This is a genomic window from Pseudomonas sp. rhizo25 (assembly GCF_031931935.1).
Classification (GTDB): domain Bacteria; phylum Pseudomonadota; class Gammaproteobacteria; order Pseudomonadales; family Pseudomonadaceae; genus Aquipseudomonas; species Aquipseudomonas synxantha.
Genome location: NZ_JAUJXA010000005.1, coordinates 1 through 20463, shown reverse-complemented (window position 1 = coordinate 20463; position 20463 = coordinate 1). Strand labels below are relative to the sequence as shown.

The following is a 20463-nucleotide window of genomic DNA, read 5'->3' as shown; positions in this document are numbered from 1 at the left end:
ATGCGTGGCGGGCGTTTTGTTATGGATCGATGCCAAACAAATGAGGGAGGGGGCTTGCTCCCGATAGTGGAGTATCAGTCAACAGGTTCATTGACTGAGCCACCGCTATCGGAAGCAAGCCCCCTCCCACACTGTTACGGCGCCTGGCGTTAGATGCGGCCGAGCATTTCCTTGGCTTCGCTACGCTGACCTTCATCACCCTCGGTCAACACTTCAGACAGGATGTCCTTTGCACCGTCCGCATCACCCATGTCGATGTACGCCTGGGCCAGGTCCAGCTTGGTGGCGACCTCATTGGTGCCCGAGAGGAAGTCGAATTCCGGCTCATCACCGCCCAGCGCCGCATCTTCTGCGGTGAAGGAAGGCTCGATGGGCGGATGTTCCAGGCTCTGGGACAAGCGGTCCAGTTCGGCGTTGACATCATCCAGCTCCGACGAAAAGGCGTCGGGCTTGGCTGCGGGGGCGTTCGGTTCATCTGCCAGAGACAGGTCGAAGTCTTCCGGCAGTTCGAATTCGTCCAGTGCGGCGGGTGTCAGTGTGGGTGGATCTACCGGCGGCACATCCGCCACCTGCCCTTCGAGCCCCGAAAGGAAATCGTCATCGGACTGCGACGCCGGCGGCTCCAACTGCAGGTCCAAGTCGAAGTCCGACAGGTCCTGCGCATCAGGCTTGGCTGCGGTCTGTTGCTGCAACAGCGCCTCAAAGGTTTGCTGGTCTTGCGCGATCTCGGCCGGTGAAGCGGCCTCCAGATCATCCAGGCTCAGGTCGAAATCGGTATCGAGCGCGGCCGCATCCGCCTGAGGCGTCGGAGCCGGCTTATCGTCGAGCAGGTCCTTGACGTATTGCGCATCCAAGGCTGCGGCGGCCACTGCGGCACTGACACCCGCGGCCAACACGGCCATGGCCGGGAAGCGCGCCTTCAGCTGCTCGACTTGGGCATGGTTCTCACCGTTGGCCACCAATTGGCGCTCCTGGGTGACGAAACCGTCCTTGTCGTTCTGCAGGCCGTAGACTTCCATCAGCTTCAAGCGCAGGTCGCTGCGCTTGGGCTCGTGCTTGATGGCTTGCTCGAGCACATCAGCCGCCTGGTTCAGGTGACCACGGTCGATATGGGACTGGGCTTGCGCCAGGGCATCGCTGGAGTTCTCCTGGGCCACGGCCACAGCCAGCGGCGCGAGCACAGAGGCAACAGTCGGCACGACTACGGGCTCAACCACCGGGGCAGGCGCTGGAGCGGTCGCCAGCTTGACGCTCGGCGGCGGTACTTCAAGGCCTTCGAAACTGTCGGGCGGCAGGTCCTGGTCAATGTTGGAGGTGAACTCAGGCTCTTCGGCCAACGCCCGAGCCATGCGCAGGTGTTTTTCTTCTTCGCGGCGGGCATTGCGATGGCGCGCCCACAGCAGCAAGAGCAGCAGCACCACCAGGATGGCTGCGCCGCCAAGGATGCCAAGCACAATCGGGTTGGTCAGCAGGTCGTTGAACTTGCCTTCGGTGCTGGCAGGCGCTGCAGCCGGCTTGACCGGTTCAGGGGCAGGTTCAGGTGCCGGGGCCGCAACGGGCGCCGCAGGTGTTGCCGGCGCCGCCTCGGGCTCGCCGGCCAGCTGCGCAGGCATGGCCGCCGTCGCCGGCTCACCTTTTTCAGCCTGCAAGCGGGCGAGCTGGTCATTCTTCAGTTGAATCAGCTTTTGCAGCTTGTCCAACTGGCTCTGCAAATCGGCGGCGCGGCTTTTCAGTTCTTCGTTATCGCGGCGCGTGGTGTCCAGCTCTTCCTGGGTCATCGCCAGTTTGTCGCTCAGGGCGCGGCTGTCAGCGGCCTTGCCCTTCACGCCTTTCTTGGCGGACTCGGCCGAGACCAGGCTCAAGTTGTCCTGGGCCGAGGTGCTCGACGGCGCATTGCCGGCCTGGGTGCGTTTGGTCGCATCCAACTGCGCCTTGCCGGCCACTTGGCCTTGAGGGGTACGGCGGCCTTGGCGCCAGGCGGCGTTCTGCGCGCTTACTTCGGCAATCGCTTGCGGTTGCGCCAGCGCAGTGCTTTGTGTGGCATCCGGCAGGCGCAGGACCCGGCCAGTTTTCAGACGGTTGATATTGCCGTCGACAAAGGCATCAGGATTGAGCGCCTGAATGGCCAGCATCGTCTGCTGGATCGAGGCACCATTGCGATTCTTCGCCGCAATTTCCCACAAGGTGTCGCGGGAGGTGGTGGTGTGCTGGGCCGGCTGGCTGACCGCGGGCGCAGTGCTGGCCGGCGCGCTGGCAGTCGGGGCCGGCTGGTCGAACTTGGCCGGGTCGAGCAGCACGCTGTAGTCACGCATCAGGCGGCCGTTGGGCCATTGCACCTGCATCAGGAAACGCACATAGGAATCGGGCAGCGGCTTGCTGGAGGTCACCCGCACGACGCTGCGACCTTCGGGGTTGATCACCGGCGTGAACGTCAGGTCATCGAGAAACGCCTGGCGGTCGACACCCGCATCCACGAAAGCCTGGGCCGAAGCCAGGCTTGGCGTGATCTCGGAAGCCGTGAGGCCGCCGACGTCGCGCAATTCGATTTCCACGGACAGCGGCTGGTTCAACTTCGACTTGAGGGTCATCTCCCCAAGTTGCAGCGCCTGCGCCATACCGGAGGTCAGCGCCGAGGCGGCCGCTATTGCTAACACCAGTTTGCGAACTTGAACCATAGCCTCATCCTTTGTTTGAACACTCCCCGCCCTGCGAGAAGGTTGGTAACCGCTGCCATAAGGCATGGCGAGCCGATAGGTTACCGACGCGCTTGTGTTCCACTTGGGGCCAAGCATAGCGCCTGGCTAGAATCAATCTACAAATTGCCGCCAAGTATCTTTTACGCAAGGCCTTTTATCAACAACTGCGCCAATTCCACGGCGTTCAGGGCCGAGCCCTTGCGTACGTTATCTGACGTCAGCCACAGATTTAGTTCCGCGGGGTCGTCTACACCTGCGCGGACTCGTCCTACGTATACAACGTCCTGGCCGACGGCGTCGCCTACAGCCGTTGGATAATCGCCCTCCTCGACCAGCTCGATAGCTGGCGCCGCCTCGAGGGCGCGGTTCACCGCGACCAGATCGACCGGCGCGGCCAATTGCAACGACACAGTCAGGCTATCGCCAAAAAACACCGGGGCTTGAACGCAGGTTGCGGAAATCTTTAGCAAAGGTGTTTCCAGCACGGCACGCAACTCATGTACGAGACGTTTCTCCAGCTCTGTATGACCCTGGGCATCTGGGGTACCGACTTGTGCCAACAGATTGAAAGCCATTTGCCGGTCGAAGAACTTCGGCTCCAGCGGACGCACGTTCAACAGCTCGGCAGTCTGGCGGGCCAACTCGCTGACGGCTTCGCGGCCCTGGGCGGAGACCGCCAGGTTGGCGGTGACACTGACCTGCTGGATGTCCACCAAGCCACGCAGCGGCGCCAGCACCGTCGCAAGGTAAGTGGCGCAAGGGCTTGGGCTGCCGAGCTGGAACGGCTTTTTCAAACCCTCCAGCACATGGGCGTTAGCCTGCGGTACAACTTGCGGCGCCTGCTCGGCCGGCAGTGCGCCGGACAAGTCAATCACCGAACAGCCGGCGGCCGTGGCACGCGGGGCGAAGCTCAGGGTCACCGCTGGGCCCGCCGCAAAGAACGCAAGCTGCGCCTTGCTGAAGTCGAACTCGTCGACCTCCTTGACCCGCACGTTCTTGCCACGAAACGGCACCGAAGCCCCCGCCGAGTTACTGCCCGCCAGCAAATACAAGGTGCCCACCGGGAAATTCAGCTCTTCAAGGATCTGCACCAGGGTTTCGCCAACGGTGCCGGTGGCGCCGATCACGGCGATTTCAAAGGTCTGGGTCATGGGGGTTGCCTCGGGCGTTACGGGGGAGCGGCACTTTACCGGGTGGTTGGGGGTGAGGCAATTAGCCTGGGCCTTGTGGTGTGGCTGATGGCCCAATCGGGGGCTTGCCCCCGATTGGGCCCGAAAGACCAACAAAAAACCCGCGCCTGTCACCAGAACGCGGGTTTCTCTTACTACCTTAAGCTTAAGCGATCAACGTTCCAGCAAGATCCGCAACATGCGACGCAACGGCTCAGCCGCGCCCCACAGCAGTTGGTCGCCGACGGTGAACGCGCCAAGGAACTGGCTGCCCATGTTCAGCTTGCGCAAGCGGCCCACCGGCACATTCAGGGTGCCGGTGACCTTGGTCGGGCTCAGCTCCTGCATGCTGATATCGCGGTTGTTCGGCACCAGCTTGACCCAAGGGTTGTGCTGGCTGATCAGCCCTTCGATATCGGCGATCGGCACGTCTTTGTTCAGCTTGATGGTCAGCGCCTGGCTGTGGCAACGCATGGCGCCGATGCGTACGCAGATGCCGTCCACCGGGATCGGGTTCTTGAAGCGCCCGAGGATCTTGTTGGTCTCGGCCTGGGCCTTCCACTCTTCGCGGCTCTGGCCGTTGGGCAGTTCCTTGTCGATCCACGGGATCAGGCTGCCGGCCAATGGCACACCGAAGTTCTCGGTCGGGTAAGCATCGCTGCGCATGGCTTCGGCCACACGGCGGTCGATGTCAAGGATCGCACTGGCCGGGTCGGCCAGTTGATCGGCGACCGCAGCGTGGGTCGCGCCCATCTGCTTGATCAGCTCGCGCATATTCTGCGCGCCGGCGCCGGAGGCCGCCTGATAGGTCATGGCGCTCATCCACTCGACCAAACCGGCCTCGAACAAGCCGCCCAGGCCCATCAGCATCAGGCTGACGGTGCAGTTGCCGCCGACGTAGTTCTTGGTGCCGGCATCCAGTTGCTGGTCGATGACCTTGCGGTTGACCGGGTCCAGGATGATCACTGCGTCGTCCTGCATGCGCAGGCTCGAGGCGGCATCGATCCAGTAACCCTGCCAGCCGGCTTCGCGCAGCTTGGGGAAGACTTCGCTGGTGTAGTCGCCACCCTGGCACGTCAGGATCACGTCGAGGGTCTTCAACTCTTCAATGCTGTAGGCATCCTTGAGCGGGGCGATATCCTTGCCCACGGACGGCCCTTGGCCACCTACGTTCGAAGTGGTGAAAAACACCGGCTCAATAAGATCGAAATCCTGCTCTTCCAGCATCCGCTGCATGAGCACGGAACCGACCATACCGCGCCAACCGATCAGACCTACACGTTTCATCGCAACTACACCTTGTTAAAAAGTGGGCCGCCTTGCAGCAACAACTGCAAGCGGGCCCGAGAGATTACAGATTCCGCAGCGCGGCGACTACTGCGTCGCCCATTTCTTGCGTACCGACCTTGGTGCAACCCTGTGACCAGATGTCACCGGTACGCAGGCCCTGGTCAAGCACCAGGCTGACGGCTTTCTCGATCGCGTCCGCCGCATCAGCCAGGTTGAAGCTGTAACGCAGCATCATCGATACCGACAAAATGGTCGCCAACGGGTTGGCAATGCCAAGGCCTGCGATATCCGGCGCCGAACCGTGGCACGGCTCGTACATGCCCTTGTTGTTGGTGTCCAGGGACGCCGACGGCAGCATGCCGATGGAACCGGTGAGCATCGAGGCCTGGTCGGACAGGATGTCGCCGAACAGGTTGTCGGTGACGATCACGTCGAATTGCTTGGGCGCGCGCACCAGCTGCATGGCGGCGTTGTCGACATACATGTGGCTCAGTTCGACGTCCGGGTAGTCCTTGGCGACCTCCTCGACGATTTCGCGCCACAGTTGGCTGGAGGCCAGTACGTTGGCCTTATCCACCGAACAGACCTTCTTGCCACGCACGCGGGCCATGTCGAAACCGACTCGGGCAATACGGCGGATTTCGCTCTCGCTGTACGGCAAGGTGTCGTAGGCCTGGCGTTCGCCATTTTCCAACTCACGCACACCTCGTGGCGAGCCGAAATAGATACCACCGGTCAGCTCACGCACGATGAGGATATCCAGGCCTGCCACCACTTCCGGCTTGAGGCTCGAGGCGTCGGCCAGCTGCGGATAGAGGATCGCCGGGCGCAGGTTGCCGAACAGGCCCAGTTGCGCACGGATTTTCAGCAGGCCGCGCTCGGGGCGGATGTCACGGTCGATCTTGTCCCATTTCGGCCCGCCCACGGCGCCGAGCAGCACGGCGTCGGCCGCACGGGCGCGGTCCAGGGTTTCGTCAGCCAGGGGCACGCCGTGCTTGTCGATGGCGGCGCCGCCGATTACGTCGTGGCTCAGCTCGAAGCCCAGGCTGTATTTGCTGTTGGCCAATTCCAGGACCTTGACCGCTTCGGCCATGATTTCCGGGCCAATACCGTCGCCAGGGAGAATCAGAATCTGCTTGCTCATGTGTTCCTCATTTCATCAAGCGACCCGCCCGCGGGCAGGTCGGGAAAAATCCAATCAGCGTTCGGCAAACACCACCAGCACGTCGGTGCTGAAGGTGCCGTCGGCCTGTATTTCGTAGTATTCACGCACTTCCTGGCCCATCGCCTGTTGCAGCTCAAGGATTGCCGTGCGCAACACCTCTGGCGTGCGCATGCGCTCAACCCACGAGGTGTATTCCAGACGCAGACGCTGGCGGCTGCTGTTGCGCACATGCAGACCGGACTCGCTGAGTTGCTGCATCCACTCGGCGGCGGAGTAATCACGCACGTGACTGGTGTCGCGCAGCACTTCGACGGTTTGCAGGTAAGTGTCCAGCAATGGGCTGCCCGGTGACAAGACATCGACAAACGCCGCCACGCCACCCGGCCTGAGCACTCGGCGTACTTCGCGCAGGGCCAGGCCCAGGTCGCTCCAGTGGTGGGCCGAATAACGGCTGAACACGAAGTCGAACTCGCCATCGGCAAAGGGCAGGCGTTCGGCGGCGCCGTGTACGGTACGGATATTGTCCAGGCCGCGGTCAACCGCAGCCGCGGCAACCACATCGAGCATTTGCTGGGACAGGTCGTAGGCCACCACTTCGTTGACCAAAGGTGCGACATGGAAGCTCACATGACCGGCACCGCAGCCCAGGTCCAGCAGTCGTGCAGCGCCCTGCCCGGCCAGCTCGGCCTGGAGCCGCGCGAATTCGGTGCCCTGGGCGTGTACGGCACTGCTCAGGTAGGCCGAGGCTTGTTCGCCGAATTGCTTTTGCACGACTTGGGTGTGGGCGGTGGTGGTCATGGGGGATTCCTCAATGGACCTTGTGGTGTTTGTTCTGGCCCTATCGGGAGCAAGCCCCCTCCCACATTTGATCGCATTTCAAACTGGAGGAACTGGGTCAAATGTGGGAGGGGGCTTGCTCCCGATAGCGGCGGCCCTGCCTACATCAATCTATGCATCGCGAAACAACCAAGGCTGGCTCGCCCGATGCCTGGCTTCAAACGCCGCAATCGCATCGCCGTCCTGCAAGGTCAGGCCGATATCATCCAGGCCGTTGATCAGGCAGTGTTTACGGAACGCATCCACCTCAAAGTGATACACCTTGCCATCCGGGCGAGTCACGGTCTGTGCGGCCAGGTCGACGGTCAATTGGTAGCCCACAGTGGCTTCCACCTGATGGAACAGCTCATCCACTTCGGCGTCGCTCAAGATGATCGGCAACAGGCCGTTCTTGAAGCTGTTATTGAAGAAGATGTCGGCATAGCTCGGCGCGATAATGCTGCGAAAGCCGTATTCCTCCAGGGCCCACGGCGCGTGCTCACGGCTGGAGCCGCAGCCGAAGTTTTCCCGGGCCAGCAATACGCTGGCGCCCTGGTAACGCTCCGCGTTGAGCACAAAGTCTTTGTTCAGCGGGCGCTTGGAGTTGTCTTGGTAGGCATAGCCCACGTCCAGGTAGCGCCACTCGTCAAACAGGTTGGGGCCAAACCCGGTGCGCTTGATCGACTTCAAGAACTGCTTGGGGATGATCTGGTCGGTGTCCACGTTGGCACGGTCCAACGGCGCGACAAGGCCTGTGTGTTGGGTAAAAGCTCTCATCGGGTATTCCTCAGATCAATTCGCGAACGTCGATGAAACGACCGTTGACGGCCGCCGCGGCAGCCATGGCCGGGCTGACCAAGTGGGTACGCCCGCCAGCGCCCTGACGCCCTTCGAAGTTACGGTTGGAAGTGGACGCGCAATGCTCGCCCGACTCCAGGCGGTCGGGGTTCATCGCCAGGCACATCGAGCAGCCCGGCTCACGCCATTCAAAACCGGCTTCGAGGAAGATCTTGTCCAGGCCTTCAGCTTCGGCCTGGGCCTTGACCAGGCCTGAACCTGGCACCACGATGGCTTGCTTGATGGTCGAGGCGACTTTGCGGCCTTTGGCGATCACTGCCGCGGCGCGCAGGTCTTCGATCCGCGAGTTGGTGCAGGAGCCGATGAATACGCGATCCAACTGGATGTCGGTAATCGCCTGATTGGCTTTCAAGCCCATGTACTTCAAGGCGCGCTCGATGGAACCACGCTTGACCAGGTCAGCCTCTTTCGCCGGGTCCGGCACGTTCTGGTCAACCGCCAAGACCATTTCCGGCGAAGTGCCCCAACTGACCTGTGGCTTGATCTGCGCGGCGTCCAGCTCGACCACGGTGTCGAACACCGCATCGGCGTCGGACACCAGGTCCTTCCAGGCTTCCACGGCGGCATCCCAATCGGCGCCTTGCGGGGCAAATGGGCGGCCTTTGACGTACTCGACGGTTTTCTCGTCCGCCGCCACCATGCCCACGCGCGCACCGGCCTCGATGGACATGTTGCAGATGGTCATGCGACCTTCGATGGACAGGTCGCGAATCGCGCTGCCGGCAAACTCGATGGCGTGGCCGTTGCCGCCAGCGGTGCCGATCTTGCCGATCACGGCCAGTACGATGTCCTTGGCGGTCACGCCAAACGGCAAGGTGCCTTCGACGCGCACCAGCATGTTCTTCATCTTCTTGGCCACCAGGCACTGGGTGGCGAACACATGTTCCACCTCGGAAGTGCCGATGCCATGGGCCAGGGCGCCGAATGCACCGTGGGTGGAGGTATGAGAGTCGCCGCAGACCACGGTCATGCCCGGCAAGGTCGCACCCTGCTCCGGGCCGATGACGTGAACGATGCCCTGACGCACATCATTCATCTTGAATTCGGTGATGCCATATTCGTCACAGTAGTCGTCGAGGGTCTGTACCTGCAAACGCGAGACCTGATCGGCAATGGCTTCGATACCGCCCTTGCGCTCAGGCGTGGTCGGCACGTTGTGGTCCGGAGTGGCGATGATCGAGTCGACGCGCCAGGGCTTGCGCCCAGCCAGTCGCAGGCCTTCGAACGCTTGGGGCGAGGTCACTTCATGGATGATGTGACGGTCGATATAGATCAGCGACGATCCATCATCGCGACGTTTCACTTCATGGGAATCCCAAAGCTTGTCGTAAAGCGTTTTGCCGGCCATCAGTCGGTCCTCATCAGCGGTGCTTCTATACGCCGGGCTTTTCAATAACCCTTTGGCTTGTGAGGCTGATGGTATGGCGCTACATTAAATAACTCAAATTCATATTTTTTATGCTTTGGATTACCAACTGGAATATCACCATGGACCTGGCCAACCTCAACGCCTTTATTGCCATCGCTGAAACCGGCAGTTTCTCGGGTGCCGGCGAACGCCTGCACCTGACCCAACCGGCCATCAGCAAACGCATCGCTGGCCTGGAACAACAACTGAAGGTGCGTCTGTTCGATCGCCTGGGCCGTGAAGTGGGTTTGACCGAAGCCGGGCGAGCCTTGCTGCCTCGTGCCTATCAGATCCTCAATGTGCTGGACGACACCCGTCGCGCCCTGACCAACCTTACCGGCGAAGTCAGCGGGCGACTCACTCTGGCCACCAGCCACCATATAGGCCTGCACCGCCTGCCACCGGTCCTGCGCACGTTCACTCGGCAATACCCGAACGTGGCATTGGATATTCAGTTTCTCGATTCGGAAGTGGCCTACGAAGAAATCCTCCACGGTCGTGCCGAAGTGGCGGTGATTACCCTGGCGCCCGAGCCCCACAACCTGGTGCGCGCCACGCCGGTATGGGATGACCCGCTGGATTTCGTGGTAGCACCCGAACACAGCCTGATCAGCAATGGCTCCATCAGCCTGGCCGATATCGCCGCGCACCCGGCAGTGTTCCCTGGGGGCAATACCTTCACCCACCACATTGTCAGCCGGTTGTTCGAGGCCCAGGGCCTTGCGCCGAATATCGCCATGAGCACCAATTACCTCGAAACCATCAAGATGATGGTCTCCATCGGCCTGGCCTGGAGCGTGTTGCCGCGCACCATGCTCGATGACCAGGTGGCAAGTATCGCTTTGCCGGGCATACAGCTCAGTCGCCAGCTAGGCTATATCGTGCACACCGAAAGGACGCTGTCGAACGCTGCGCGGGCCTTCATGAGCCTATTGGATGCACAGGTCGATCTGCCAGGGTTACCGGCATGACACCGTGCGGCCCCGGGCTCTAACTACTACCGCGCTGTTTTCCCAACGAGCCAAGGCCCTTTGATAATGCGCAATCCCGTCGACCCGATACCTCCCCTGCCCCGCATCTACGCCCTGGACCCACAAGCGGCGGAACAGAGCTGGGACAGCGCCCCGCAATTGCTGGCGGCCCTCAATGCCGCCCGGCTGGGTGCCTGGTGCTGGGAAATCGATACGGGAAAAATCAGTTGGTCCCGGGGCACCCAGGCGCTATTTGGCTTTGATCCTCGCCAGCCGCTGCCCAAAGACCTCGACTATCTCGATCTGCTCGCACCGGAAGACCGAACCCGCGTGATACGCGGTTTTCACGCGGTACTCGCCGGGGAGCCATTCGAGCGCGCCATGCACCACCGCATCCAGTGGCCCGATGGCAGCCTGCACTGGCTGGAGATCAGCGGCAGCCTGGCGCCCGACAAAGCGGGTCGCCGCCGCATGATCGGAGTGATTCGTGAGATCACTCACCAGCGCGAACGCGAATACGCCCTCAGTCATTCAGAAAAGCGCTTCGCCACGCTGTTCCACTTGTGCCCGAACATGGTGCTGCTGACGCGCCAGGCCGACGGTTTGATCAGCGAGGCCAACCAGTACTTCGAAATGCTGTTCGGCTGGCCGGTGGCCGACGCCATCGGCCGCACCACCCTGGAGCTGGGCTTGTGGCGCGACCCTGAACAACGCGCACTGCTGGTCAAGGCCACCCAGCGCAAAGGCGAGCCCATGACCATGGAGGTGCAGTTCTGCGCCAGCAACGGCCAGATCCACGACGGCACCCTCAGCGCTCAGAAAGTCGAGCTGGACGGCGAGGCCTACCTGATCAGCACGTTCCTCGACACTACAGAGCGCAAAAATGCCGAACAAGCGCTCAAGGACAGCCAGGAACGCCTGGACCTGGCCCTGGATTCGGCACAGCTGGGCACCTGGGACTGGCACATACCCAGCGGCATGCTTTACGGCTCGGCCCGCGCCGCCCAATTGCACGGCCTGGACCCCGCACCGTTCCACGAGTCCTTCGACGCGTTTTTCGAAGGCATGTCCGATGAAGATCGCGAGGGCATGCGCAACGCCTACCGCAGCTTGCGCGAAGGGCCGGGTGGCAACTATCAGTTGACGTATCGCGTGCTGATGGAGGACGGCAGCCCACGCTACCTGGAAAGCCGTGCCCGCCTGTATCGCGACGAGGCTGGCCACCCCTTGCGCATGGCCGGTACGTTGCTGGATATCACCGACCAGGTCGAGCGCGAACAACGGCTCACAGCCTCCGAAGAAAAATTCGCCAGCTTGTTCCAGGCCAGTCCCGACCCGATCTGCGTGACCGACCTGGACAGCGGCGCCTTTATTGAGATCAACCCCGCATTCACCCAGACCTTCGGCTTTACCGCCGCCGAAGTGATCGACAAAAGCGCCGAACAGATCGGCCTGTGGGACGAGTCCAGCAAGCGCCTGCAACGCATCGAGCAGGTGATTCGCGAACAGGCCCTGAGCAATGTGGCCGTCGTGGTGCATCACAAGAACGGCCAAAGCCTGACCTGCGTGATTTCCAGCCGCTTGATCAAGGTCAGCGACCAGTCATGCATCGTCACCACACTGCGCGATATCACCCAGCAGCAACGCTCGGAAGCCGCGCTCAAGGCCAGTGAAGAGAAATTCGCCAAGGCATTCCACTCCAGCCCCGACGCGATTTCCATCACCGAGCGCGACAGCGGCCGTTATGTGGAGGTCAATGATGGTTTTTGCCGCCTGACCGGTTACCGCACCGAGGAAGTGATCGGCCTGACCCTCTACCAGATCGGCATCTGGGCCGATGAAAACCAGCGCGCCGCCCTACTGGCCGAGTTGCAGGTCAAGGGCCGCATTCATCATCTGGAAATGCTCTGGCACAACAAACGTGGCGAGGTGTTGGCGGTGGAGGTTTCGGTTGAGCCGATCACCTTGAATGAAACCCCATGCCTGTTGCTGACCGCACGCGACGTCAGCCTGTTGAAAAACGCCCAGGCGCAGATCCGTCACCTGGCGTACCACGACCCGCTCACCAACCTGCCCAACCGTGCGCTGCTGATGGATCGCCTGAGCCAGCAGATCGCCTTGCTCAAGCGCCACAACCTGCGCGGCGCCCTGCTGTTTCTTGACCTCGACCACTTCAAGCACATCAACGACTCCCTCGGCCATCCGGTGGGCGACACCGTACTAAAAATTGTCACCGCACGCCTGGAAGCCAGCGTACGCATGGAAGACACCGTGGCACGCCTGGGCGGCGATGAGTTCGTGGTGCTGCTCAGCGGCCTGGAGGGTTCGCGCCAGGCCGTCAGCAGCCAGGTGCAAGCATTGGCCGACACTCTTCGCGAGTTACTTTCGGAACCGATGTTCCTCGACGGCCATCGGCTGCAGGTCACGCCGAGCATCGGCGTGGCGCTGATTCCCGACCATGGCAGCACACCGGCCGACCTGCTCAAGCGCGCTGACATCGCCCTGTACCGCGCCAAGGATTCAGGACGCAATACCACACAGATGTTCCACAACAGCATGCAAAAAACCGCCAGCGAGCGCCTGCGCATGGAAACCGACCTGCGCCTGGCCTTGTCACGCGGCGAGTTCAGCGTGCATTACCAGCCTCAAGTAGACGCGCGCGGCAACAGGATTGTCGGTGCCGAGGCCCTGGTGCGCTGGCAGCATCCGCAACTGGGCGCGCAGTCGCCAACGGAATTTATCAAGGTTTTGGAAGACAGCGGCCTGATCCTGGAAGTCGGCACCTGGATTCTCGACGAAGCCTGCGGCGCCTTCGCACAATTGATTGCCGACGGCCTGGTGGACCCGCTCAATTTCAGCCTGTGCGTGAACATCAGCCCGCGGCAGTTTCGCCAAAATGATTTTGTGGAGCGGGTGGAACGCAGCCTCGAACAGCACCAACTACCCTTCAGCCTGCTGAAACTGGAGATCACCGAAGGCATTGTCATCCAGAACCTTGACGATACCGTGGCGAAGATGCGCCGCCTGAAAAAGCTAGGCGTGAGCTTCGCAATGGATGATTTCGGCACCGGCTACTCATCCCTGACCTACCTCAAGCGCCTGCCGGTGGATGCATTGAAAATTGACCAGTCGTTCGTACGCGATGCGACCCACGACCCGAATGATGCGGAAATCATCCGCGCCATCGTAGCCATGGCGCGCAGCTTGAACCTGGAGGTGATTGCCGAGGGCGTGGAAACCCCGGAACAACTGGCGTTCCTGCAGCAGCTGGGCTGCCATTTATTCCAGGGTTATTTGCACAGCCGGCCGTTACCGATAGAGGGGTTCAGGCGACTGCTGGAGTAGCGATCACATCAGCGCTACGGCCTGACCTCGCGTGGGGGCCGAACCTTGGCGCCCCCATAATTCTTCGCGGCCATTGATGACCGCCACCGAATGCATGGCCCGGTTACACATACCCAGTTGCCCGTTAGCAAGGTCGCGTACAGAAACCTTTTTCATATGCTTCTTCAACCCCAGCCGCATGAACCCTTCACCCGGCCCGGTCTCGTCCTCGCCATTATTCAAACTGCGGATCGCCGCCTGGAAGCTTCGGCCCGCCGTACGATCATTGTTTTCCATCTGCGCACGCTTGGCACTGACCGCAAACAAAAACTGCGCATCCTTGAGCATCCCCTTGTCCGCGCCGACAAACCGCGCGCTTCGTGCCCCTTCGGCGAGCTCACGGTCGGTCAGGGTGAGCTTGAAGTCGTCACGCATGACCACCTGGTAGCCGCCACTGGTTTTGATCACTTCCTTGAAAATATCCGTGGGGCTCTGGCCAAATCGATACATCGCCGCCTTGATGGCCGATACCGTCACACAGTTGCCATCGGGGCCTTGGCGAAACCCGCTCCAGATGTTGTCAGGCTTGGCGCCATTTCGCTTGCTGGAAAGCCCCTGGATTTCCAGTGCAGCGCCTGGTTTGGGGGCGACAGGTTCTGGCGTCACCTGCGGGGTAACTTCTACGGAAGGAGCAGGTGCATCAGGACGTACCTGGGCCCGTCTATCTCTTCGATCAGATATCAATGCTTGTAACTGAAAAGAAATTGAACGCAACGCAGTAAGAACTTCCGGCAACTTGTCAGTTTCGGTTTTGCTTTCCGACACCGTGCTGGCAGGAACGTTTACATCGCGCTTAATACCCTCACTGCCAGACCACAGCGCTGGGCTTGACTTATTACTCGCCTCAGCCAGATCACCGAACTTATTGAAATCTACAATACGCGCAATATTGTTTATTGAATGGATAGACATATACTTCTCCACACACAGGCATCCCACGAATACACACGTCGCCGAAGGTGCCTGCTTTTCTTAAAATTTTAAACCAGCCCGCGCATACACAGCCTCGGGGCGCTCTTCCGCCCCTGATTCAGTGCGGGTATTGATTTGATTTTTATGAACTGGAAACAACAGCGTCACCCAGTCCACCTATTCGTGGAGAATTCGCCTATCGAGTTCCCGAAATCGTTTCTCATATAACCACACCTACACGTACTCAAGGACGCCACTTCTTGTCTGCGCCCGTTGAGCCCTTGCACCACGCGGCTGCCGACAAAGCTCGATCCTTACATACGTTAATAAACTGCTTACATGTAAATAGCCGATAATATTCGAGCAACTTCAAGCTGAGTTTTTATGGTATTTCGCGCACGAGAAAGATAGGGCTCCACTGGAGCCCTATCAGGTAAATTTAAAACTTAATTAATGATTCAATCCAACGTGACGGGGTGCTGCATGCCCAACAGGCGACTGACCTGCTCCAATTGCGTCTCACGGCGCAGGGCCGTGAACAGCTCCACCGCCTCCGGGTAATTGCGTGTCAGCATCGCCAGCCATTGCTTCAAGCGGCCGGGCGCCTGCTTTTCAGTCAGTTGCGCCACCGATTGGCGCCAGAATTCCTGCAGCATCGGCTGCATCTGCGCCCAGGTCATTTCGACCACGTCCTCGCCCGCCTTCGCGGCTACGATCTGCCGCGCCAAGTCAGGGCGCGCCACCAAGCCACGGCCCAGCATGATGTCTTCGGCACCACTGATTTCGCGGCAACGCTTCCAGTCTTCGACGCTCCAGATATCGCCATTGGCAAATACAGGCACCTTGACCACGTCCTGCACCCGCGGGATCCACTCCCAATGGGCCGGCGGCTTGTAGCCATCGGCCTTGGTGCGCGCATGCACCACGATATGCGCAGCACCGCCCTCGGCCAGGGCCGTGGCGCACACCAACGCCCCGTCCGGGCTGTCGAAGCCCAGGCGCATCTTGGCGGTGACCGGAATATGAGCGGGTACGGCGCGGCGCACGTGTTCGACAATCTGGTTGAGCAATTCCGGCTCCTTGAGCAGCACCGCGCCACCACGGGATTTGTTCACCGTCTTGGCCGGGCAACCGAAGTTCAAGTCGATGACTTGCGAGCCCAACTCGCAGGCCAGTGCGGCATTTTCCGCCAGGCATACCGGGTCGGAACCGAGCAGTTGTACACGCAGTGGCACGCCTGCCGCCGTGTGGGCACCGTGCAGCAGTTCCGGAGCGAGCTTATGGAAATAGGCAGGGGTGAGCAGGCGGTCGTTGACGCGGATGAACTCGGTCACGCACCAATCAATACCGCCCACGCGGGTCAACACGTCCCGCAGGATGTTGTCGACCAACCCCTCCATGGGCGCCAAGGCAATTTGCATGGAAAACACTCAACAAAAATCGTGGCGCAGTTTACTGGGTTTCCTGCGGTAACCGTTAACCCCCGGTCAGGGCGGGGCCATAACCTTCAATAAACTCGGCGGGCATACGCTTGGGCTTGCCGCTGGACAGCTCGATGCACACAAAGGTGGTTTGTGCACGCAGCAGGGTCGCGCCATCACGGGGGCGTACCAGCTGGAAACGACGGGTCATTTTCAGGCGCTGGTCCCAATCGACGATCCAGGTGGCCAGTTGCAACTCATCGCCTTCATAGCCGGCCGCCAGGTAATCGATCTCGTGGCGCACCACGGCCATGGCACGATCCAGGCGCCGGTATTCGGTGAGGTCCAGCCCCAGGCGCTGGGAATGGCGCCAGGCACAACGCTCCAGCCAGGACACGTACACTGCGTTATTGGCGTGCCCGAGGCCGTCGATGTCCTCAGGCGCGACCTGCAGATCGATGATAAACGGCGTTGCCAGGTCCCAGCCCATGCCTTGCTCCAGTCGATTAATGTCGGCGGGGCAGTGTATCAGGCGATTTGCCGTTCCTGTAGGCGGCCAGCCAACAGCACGAGTACCGCATCGATCACCCTTGGGTCGGCCAGCACTTTCTGATGCCCGCCGGCCTCCAGGCGCAGCAGACGGCTGTCGAACCATGCCTCATGGATGGCTTGCGACGCCTTGACCGGCACAAAGGTGTCGTCTTCGGCATGCACGATCAGGCCGGGAATATTCATCTGGTAGTGAGCCACATCCAGGTGCTTGAGGGGCATGCCGAACGTCAGTTCCACTTCCTGGATGAACGCCGCCCGCGCACGCGCCGGCAGGCCGACCATCTGGGTGAAGCCGCGCAACACATCCAGAAAACGCGACGGCGCGGCAATACTCACCAACGCCTCGGTACGCAGCCCCAGCTGCACCGCCAGCATCGCACTGGCACCGCCCATGGAATGGCCAACTACCGCATGCAGCGGCGGTAACTCGGCAGCGGCCTCAAGCATGGCGCGGGCAAACAGCAGCACATGGGCTTCACGCCCCGGCGAACGACCATGGGCAGGACCATCGAGGGCAATCACTGAATAACCGTTGTCCACCAACGCAGTGATCAGGCTGGCGAACTGGGTGGGCCGACCTTCCCAGCCGTGCATCAACAGCACCGCCGGGCCCTGGCCCCAGCGCAGGGCGGACAAGCCAAAGCGCAAAGTAATGCGCTCCGACTGCGCCAACAGCGGCAGCTCCCAGGCTCGTGGCGGCAGGTCACGCGGCGTCATGAACACACGTCGCATCCTGTTGGCCACGGTTTGCGGCGCCAGATGCCCCAGGGTGCCGTTGAAGCGACGAGTCCAGGTTAACGTGCCCATCTTCCAGCCCTCTTCTAGCGTACGGCCGACTTGGCAGCGCGCAGCACACGGTCAGACAACTCACCCGGGCCAAGGGCACGCGCCAGGGCCAGGCCGCCGATCATCAGCGCCATGTCCGCCAGGGCTTTGTCAGTGTCCTCAGGGCTGGCCGCCAGCTGCGCAGCCATCAGCTCACAGTGCTCATTCAGCGCCTGGCGGAATTCATCGGGCAGGCGGCTCATCTCGCCCACCGTCGCCGGGATCGGGCAAGCCTGGGTGGTAGAGTCGCGATGCTTGCGCGACAGATAAAACGCCGCCACCAGCGCCCTGCGTTCTTCACCGGTCAGTTGGGAGTCCATGTCGTCAATGGACGCGCGACGCTTGGCCAACAGCTGCGTGAACGCCTCGAGCATCAAGGCGTCCTTGCTTTCAAAGTGCGCATAGAAACCACCGACCGTCAGCCCCGCCGCACCCATGACTTCGCCCACGCTTGGCTCAGCCGGGCCACGCTGGATCAACGCCGCGCTGGCAGCCTGCAGAATACGCTCGCGGGTCTGGGCTTTTTTATCGCTCATACTTGCCTCCGTCTCTCATGGGTTGAATATTATTACCATAATAATATTTGGCAAGCGACCGGCATGACCATTGGTCAGTACACAGGAATGGGGTTGGGGAGAGGATTGGCCAAACGCCAGACAAACAAAAGGGCCATTCAATAATTGAATGACCCTTAAAAATCCCGCAAAGCGGGTAATCGTGGCGTCCCCTAGGGGACTCGAACCCCTGTTACCGCCGTGAAAGGGCGGTGTCCTAGGCCACTAGACGAAGGGGACACAAACCTTCTGTACATTGATCAGGGCTGAGACCTGATCGATTCAAGGCCGGTGTGGCCAAACCTTGAACCTGTAAATTGGTGGAGCTAAACGGGATCGAACCGTTGACCTCTTGCATGCCATGCAAGCGCTCTCCCAGCTGAGCTATAGCCCCGGATTTTTCGCCTCGCGGCGCAGCAGACCTTGCGAGCTGCTTGTTGAAACTGGCGTCCCCTAGGGGACTCGAACCCCTGTTACCGCCGTGAAAGGGCGGTGTCCTAGGCCACTAGACGAAGGGGACAAAACCTTCTGTACAACTGATCAGGGCTGAGACCTGATCGATTCAAGGCCGGTGTGGCCAGACCTTGAACCTGTAGATTGGTGGAGCTAAACGGGATCGAACCGTTGACCTCTTGCATGCCATGCAAGCGCTCTCCCAGCTGAGCTATAGCCCCTCATCGGTGAGGACGGGGCGAATCTTAATGGCGGTTTGGAAAGGTGTCAAATTTATTTTCAACATTTTCCAAAATTTTTTGCCGGGATAACAATCACTTACCGACAAAACCCCGGAAAACCGGGGTTTTGTCACTGCAGCGGCCTGATTACGCGATGGCGCCCAGCAGTTTTTCCCATTCCTTGTTTTCTTTCTTCGACACACCACCAAGCAAATCAAGGGCTTGGCGAAGACGGAAACGGGTCAGGTCCGGCCCAAGGATTTCCATCGCATCGAGCACCGACACTGAACTGGCCTGCCCGGTGATCGCGGCAAACATCAGGGGCATGGCGTCGCGCAGTTTCAACTCCAGGGATTCCACTACCGCCTGGATCGTCGCGGTGATGGCGTCCTTCTCCCACTGGCGCAGGCTTTCGAGCTTCCACAGGATCAACTGCATCAGTTGGCGAACCTGGTCAGCCGAAAGCTTCTTCGACTCAAACAACTTGGCATCCGGGTTCACGCCCCCGGCGAAGAAGAAACTGGCCAACGGTGCGACCTGGCTGAAGGTCTCTACCCTGCCCTGCACCAATGGCGCGATCTTCATCATGTACTCAGGGTTCAACGCCCACTGCTGCACACGGCTGGCGAACTCTTCCACCGGCAGGTCACGCAGCCACTGGCCATTGAGCCACGACAGCTTCTCGATATCGAAGATCGGCCCGCCCAGGGAGACGCGGGACAGGTCGAAGTTGTCGACCATTTCCTGCAGCGAGAACTTCTCACGCTCGTCCGGCATCGACCAACCCATGCGGCCCAGATAGTTGAGCATCGCTTCAGGCATAAAGCCCATGCGCTCATAGAAGGTTACCGACGTCGGGTTCTTGCGCTTGGACAGCTTGCTCTTGTCCGGGTTACGCAGCAGCGGCATGTAGCACAGCTGCGGTTGTTCCCAGCCAAAGTACTCGTAGAGCAGGATCAGCTTCGGCGCCGAGGGCAGCCACTCTTCGCCACGCAATACGTGGGTGATGCCCATCAGGTGATCGTCGACCACGTTGGCCAGGAAGTACGTCGGCAGGCCGTCGGTCTTCATCAGCACCTGCATGTCCATGCGGTCCCACGGGATCTCGACATCGCCGCGCAGCATGTCCGGCACCACGCACACGCCTTCGCTTGGCACCTTCATGCGGATCACGTGAGGTTCGCCAGCTGCCAGGCGTGCGGCCACTTCTTCTTTGGACAGCAACAACGCACGGCCATCGTAGCGTGGGGTTTCGCCACGGGCCTGCTGCTCAGCGCGCATCTGGTCCAGCTCTTCGGCGGTGCAGAAGCACGGGAAGGCGTGGCCCATGTCGACCAGTTGCTGGGTGTACTGCTTGTAGATGTCGCTGCGCTCGCTCTGGCGGTACGGGCCATGGGGGCCGCCGACGTCCGGGCCTTCGGCCCAGGTAATGCCCAACCAGCGCAAGGCGTCGAAAATCTGCTGCTCCGACTCACGGGTGGAACGCAGTTGGTCGGTATCTTCGATCCGCAGGATGAATTCACCGCCGTGCTGCTTGGCAAAGCAGTAGTTGAACAAGGCGATGTAGGCAGTACCGACGTGGGGATCCCCAGTAGGCGATGGCGCAATGCGCGTGCGGACGGTGGTCATGGCAGGTCTCGAATGGGCGATAAAACTGAAAATTGAAGCAAGGGGCGAATGGTAACAGCCTGGGGGATTTCTGGAAAACCGCGGCGCGGCCATCGGGGGCAAGCCCCCTCCCACATTTGACCGAGTTCACACATAACAG

General features: G+C 60.8%; 15 protein-coding genes and 4 tRNA genes. 2 read left to right on the top strand and 17 right to left on the bottom strand.

Going from position 1 to position 20463, the window contains the following annotated elements:
- Positions 1 to 149: 149 nt before the first annotated feature.
- The 7 genes from QZR30_RS12400 to leuC all read right to left on the bottom strand — a co-directional run bounded on the left by QZR30_RS12400 (position 150) and on the right by leuC (position 9342).
- Entirely contained in the window at positions 150 to 2675 is a 2526-nt protein-coding gene (locus QZR30_RS12400) for a FimV/HubP family polar landmark protein (RefSeq protein WP_311903357.1), read from the bottom strand.
- Between the two features lie 161 nt (positions 2676 to 2836).
- Entirely contained in the window at positions 2837 to 3847 is a 1011-nt protein-coding gene (locus QZR30_RS12395) for an aspartate-semialdehyde dehydrogenase (protein ID WP_059397197.1), read from the bottom strand.
- Positions 3848 to 4039: 192 nt separating this feature from the next.
- Positions 4040 to 5152, bottom strand: coding sequence for an aspartate-semialdehyde dehydrogenase (asd, locus tag QZR30_RS12390; protein WP_005789767.1), 1113 nt, complete (start codon positions 5150 to 5152; stop codon positions 4040 to 4042).
- A gap of 64 nt (positions 5153 to 5216) precedes the next feature.
- Positions 5217 to 6299 (bottom strand): 3-isopropylmalate dehydrogenase, encoded by a 1083-nt coding sequence (leuB, locus tag QZR30_RS12385; RefSeq protein ID WP_046068938.1) that lies wholly within the window; start codon positions 6297 to 6299, stop codon positions 5217 to 5219.
- Positions 6300 to 6353: 54 nt separating this feature from the next.
- Positions 6354 to 7118, bottom strand: coding sequence for a class I SAM-dependent methyltransferase (locus tag QZR30_RS12380; RefSeq protein ID WP_311903356.1), 765 nt, complete (start codon positions 7116 to 7118; stop codon positions 6354 to 6356).
- A gap of 150 nt (positions 7119 to 7268) precedes the next feature.
- Positions 7269 to 7913 carry a 3-isopropylmalate dehydratase small subunit gene (leuD, locus tag QZR30_RS12375; RefSeq protein WP_059397194.1) on the bottom strand — a complete coding sequence of 215 codons (645 nt, stop codon included), beginning with the start codon at positions 7911 to 7913 and terminating at the stop codon, positions 7269 to 7271.
- A 10-nt stretch (positions 7914 to 7923) separates the two neighbouring features.
- Positions 7924 to 9342, bottom strand: a complete 1419-nt coding sequence (leuC, locus tag QZR30_RS12370) for a 3-isopropylmalate dehydratase large subunit (protein ID WP_046068941.1) — start codon at positions 9340 to 9342, stop codon at positions 7924 to 7926.
- Positions 9343 to 9482: 140 nt separating this feature from the next.
- Here leuC and QZR30_RS12365 point away from each other — a divergent pair, with 140 nt between their 5' ends.
- Together QZR30_RS12365 and QZR30_RS12360 are read left to right on the top strand one after the other, a co-directional pair.
- Positions 9483 to 10373, top strand: coding sequence for a LysR family transcriptional regulator (locus tag QZR30_RS12365; RefSeq protein ID WP_046068942.1), 891 nt, complete (start codon positions 9483 to 9485; stop codon positions 10371 to 10373).
- A gap of 66 nt (positions 10374 to 10439) precedes the next feature.
- On the top strand, positions 10440 to 13718 hold the full coding sequence (locus QZR30_RS12360) for a sensor domain-containing protein (RefSeq protein ID WP_046068943.1): 3279 nt from the start codon (positions 10440 to 10442) through the stop codon (positions 13716 to 13718).
- 3 nt (positions 13719 to 13721) lie between these two features.
- On the opposite strand, the gene QZR30_RS12355 is transcribed toward QZR30_RS12360, so the two are convergent.
- The 10 genes from QZR30_RS12355 to gltX all read right to left on the bottom strand — a co-directional run bounded on the left by QZR30_RS12355 (position 13722) and on the right by gltX (position 20324).
- Positions 13722 to 14669 (bottom strand): CsgG/HfaB family protein, encoded by a 948-nt coding sequence (locus QZR30_RS12355; protein ID WP_233518714.1) that lies wholly within the window; start codon positions 14667 to 14669, stop codon positions 13722 to 13724.
- Positions 14670 to 15127: 458 nt separating this feature from the next.
- A complete protein-coding gene (locus tag QZR30_RS12350) occupies positions 15128 to 16090 on the bottom strand; it encodes a tRNA dihydrouridine synthase (protein WP_046068944.1) in 963 nt (320 codons plus the stop codon).
- Positions 16091 to 16145: 55 nt separating this feature from the next.
- Positions 16146 to 16580 carry an acyl-CoA thioesterase gene (locus QZR30_RS12345; RefSeq protein WP_005789778.1) on the bottom strand — a complete coding sequence of 145 codons (435 nt, stop codon included), beginning with the start codon at positions 16578 to 16580 and terminating at the stop codon, positions 16146 to 16148.
- A gap of 38 nt (positions 16581 to 16618) precedes the next feature.
- The gene (locus tag QZR30_RS12340; RefSeq protein WP_046068945.1) at positions 16619 to 17449 is read right to left on the bottom strand and encodes an alpha/beta hydrolase; all 831 of its coding nucleotides are present in this window, start codon (positions 17447 to 17449) and stop codon (positions 16619 to 16621) included.
- Positions 17450 to 17463: 14 nt separating this feature from the next.
- Positions 17464 to 18003 carry a TetR/AcrR family transcriptional regulator gene (locus QZR30_RS12335; RefSeq protein ID WP_046068946.1) on the bottom strand — a complete coding sequence of 180 codons (540 nt, stop codon included), beginning with the start codon at positions 18001 to 18003 and terminating at the stop codon, positions 17464 to 17466.
- 182 nt (positions 18004 to 18185) lie between these two features.
- Positions 18186 to 18261, bottom strand: a tRNA-Glu gene (locus QZR30_RS12330).
- Positions 18262 to 18339: 78 nt separating this feature from the next.
- A tRNA-Ala gene (locus QZR30_RS12325) sits at positions 18340 to 18415 on the bottom strand.
- A gap of 50 nt (positions 18416 to 18465) precedes the next feature.
- Positions 18466 to 18541, bottom strand: a tRNA-Glu gene (locus tag QZR30_RS12320).
- Positions 18542 to 18619: 78 nt separating this feature from the next.
- Positions 18620 to 18695: transfer RNA gene (locus QZR30_RS12315), tRNA-Ala, on the bottom strand.
- Between the two features lie 147 nt (positions 18696 to 18842).
- Positions 18843 to 20324, bottom strand: a complete 1482-nt coding sequence (gltX, locus tag QZR30_RS12310; protein WP_046068947.1) for a glutamate--tRNA ligase — start codon at positions 20322 to 20324, stop codon at positions 18843 to 18845.
- Positions 20325 to 20463: the final 139 nt, after the last annotated feature.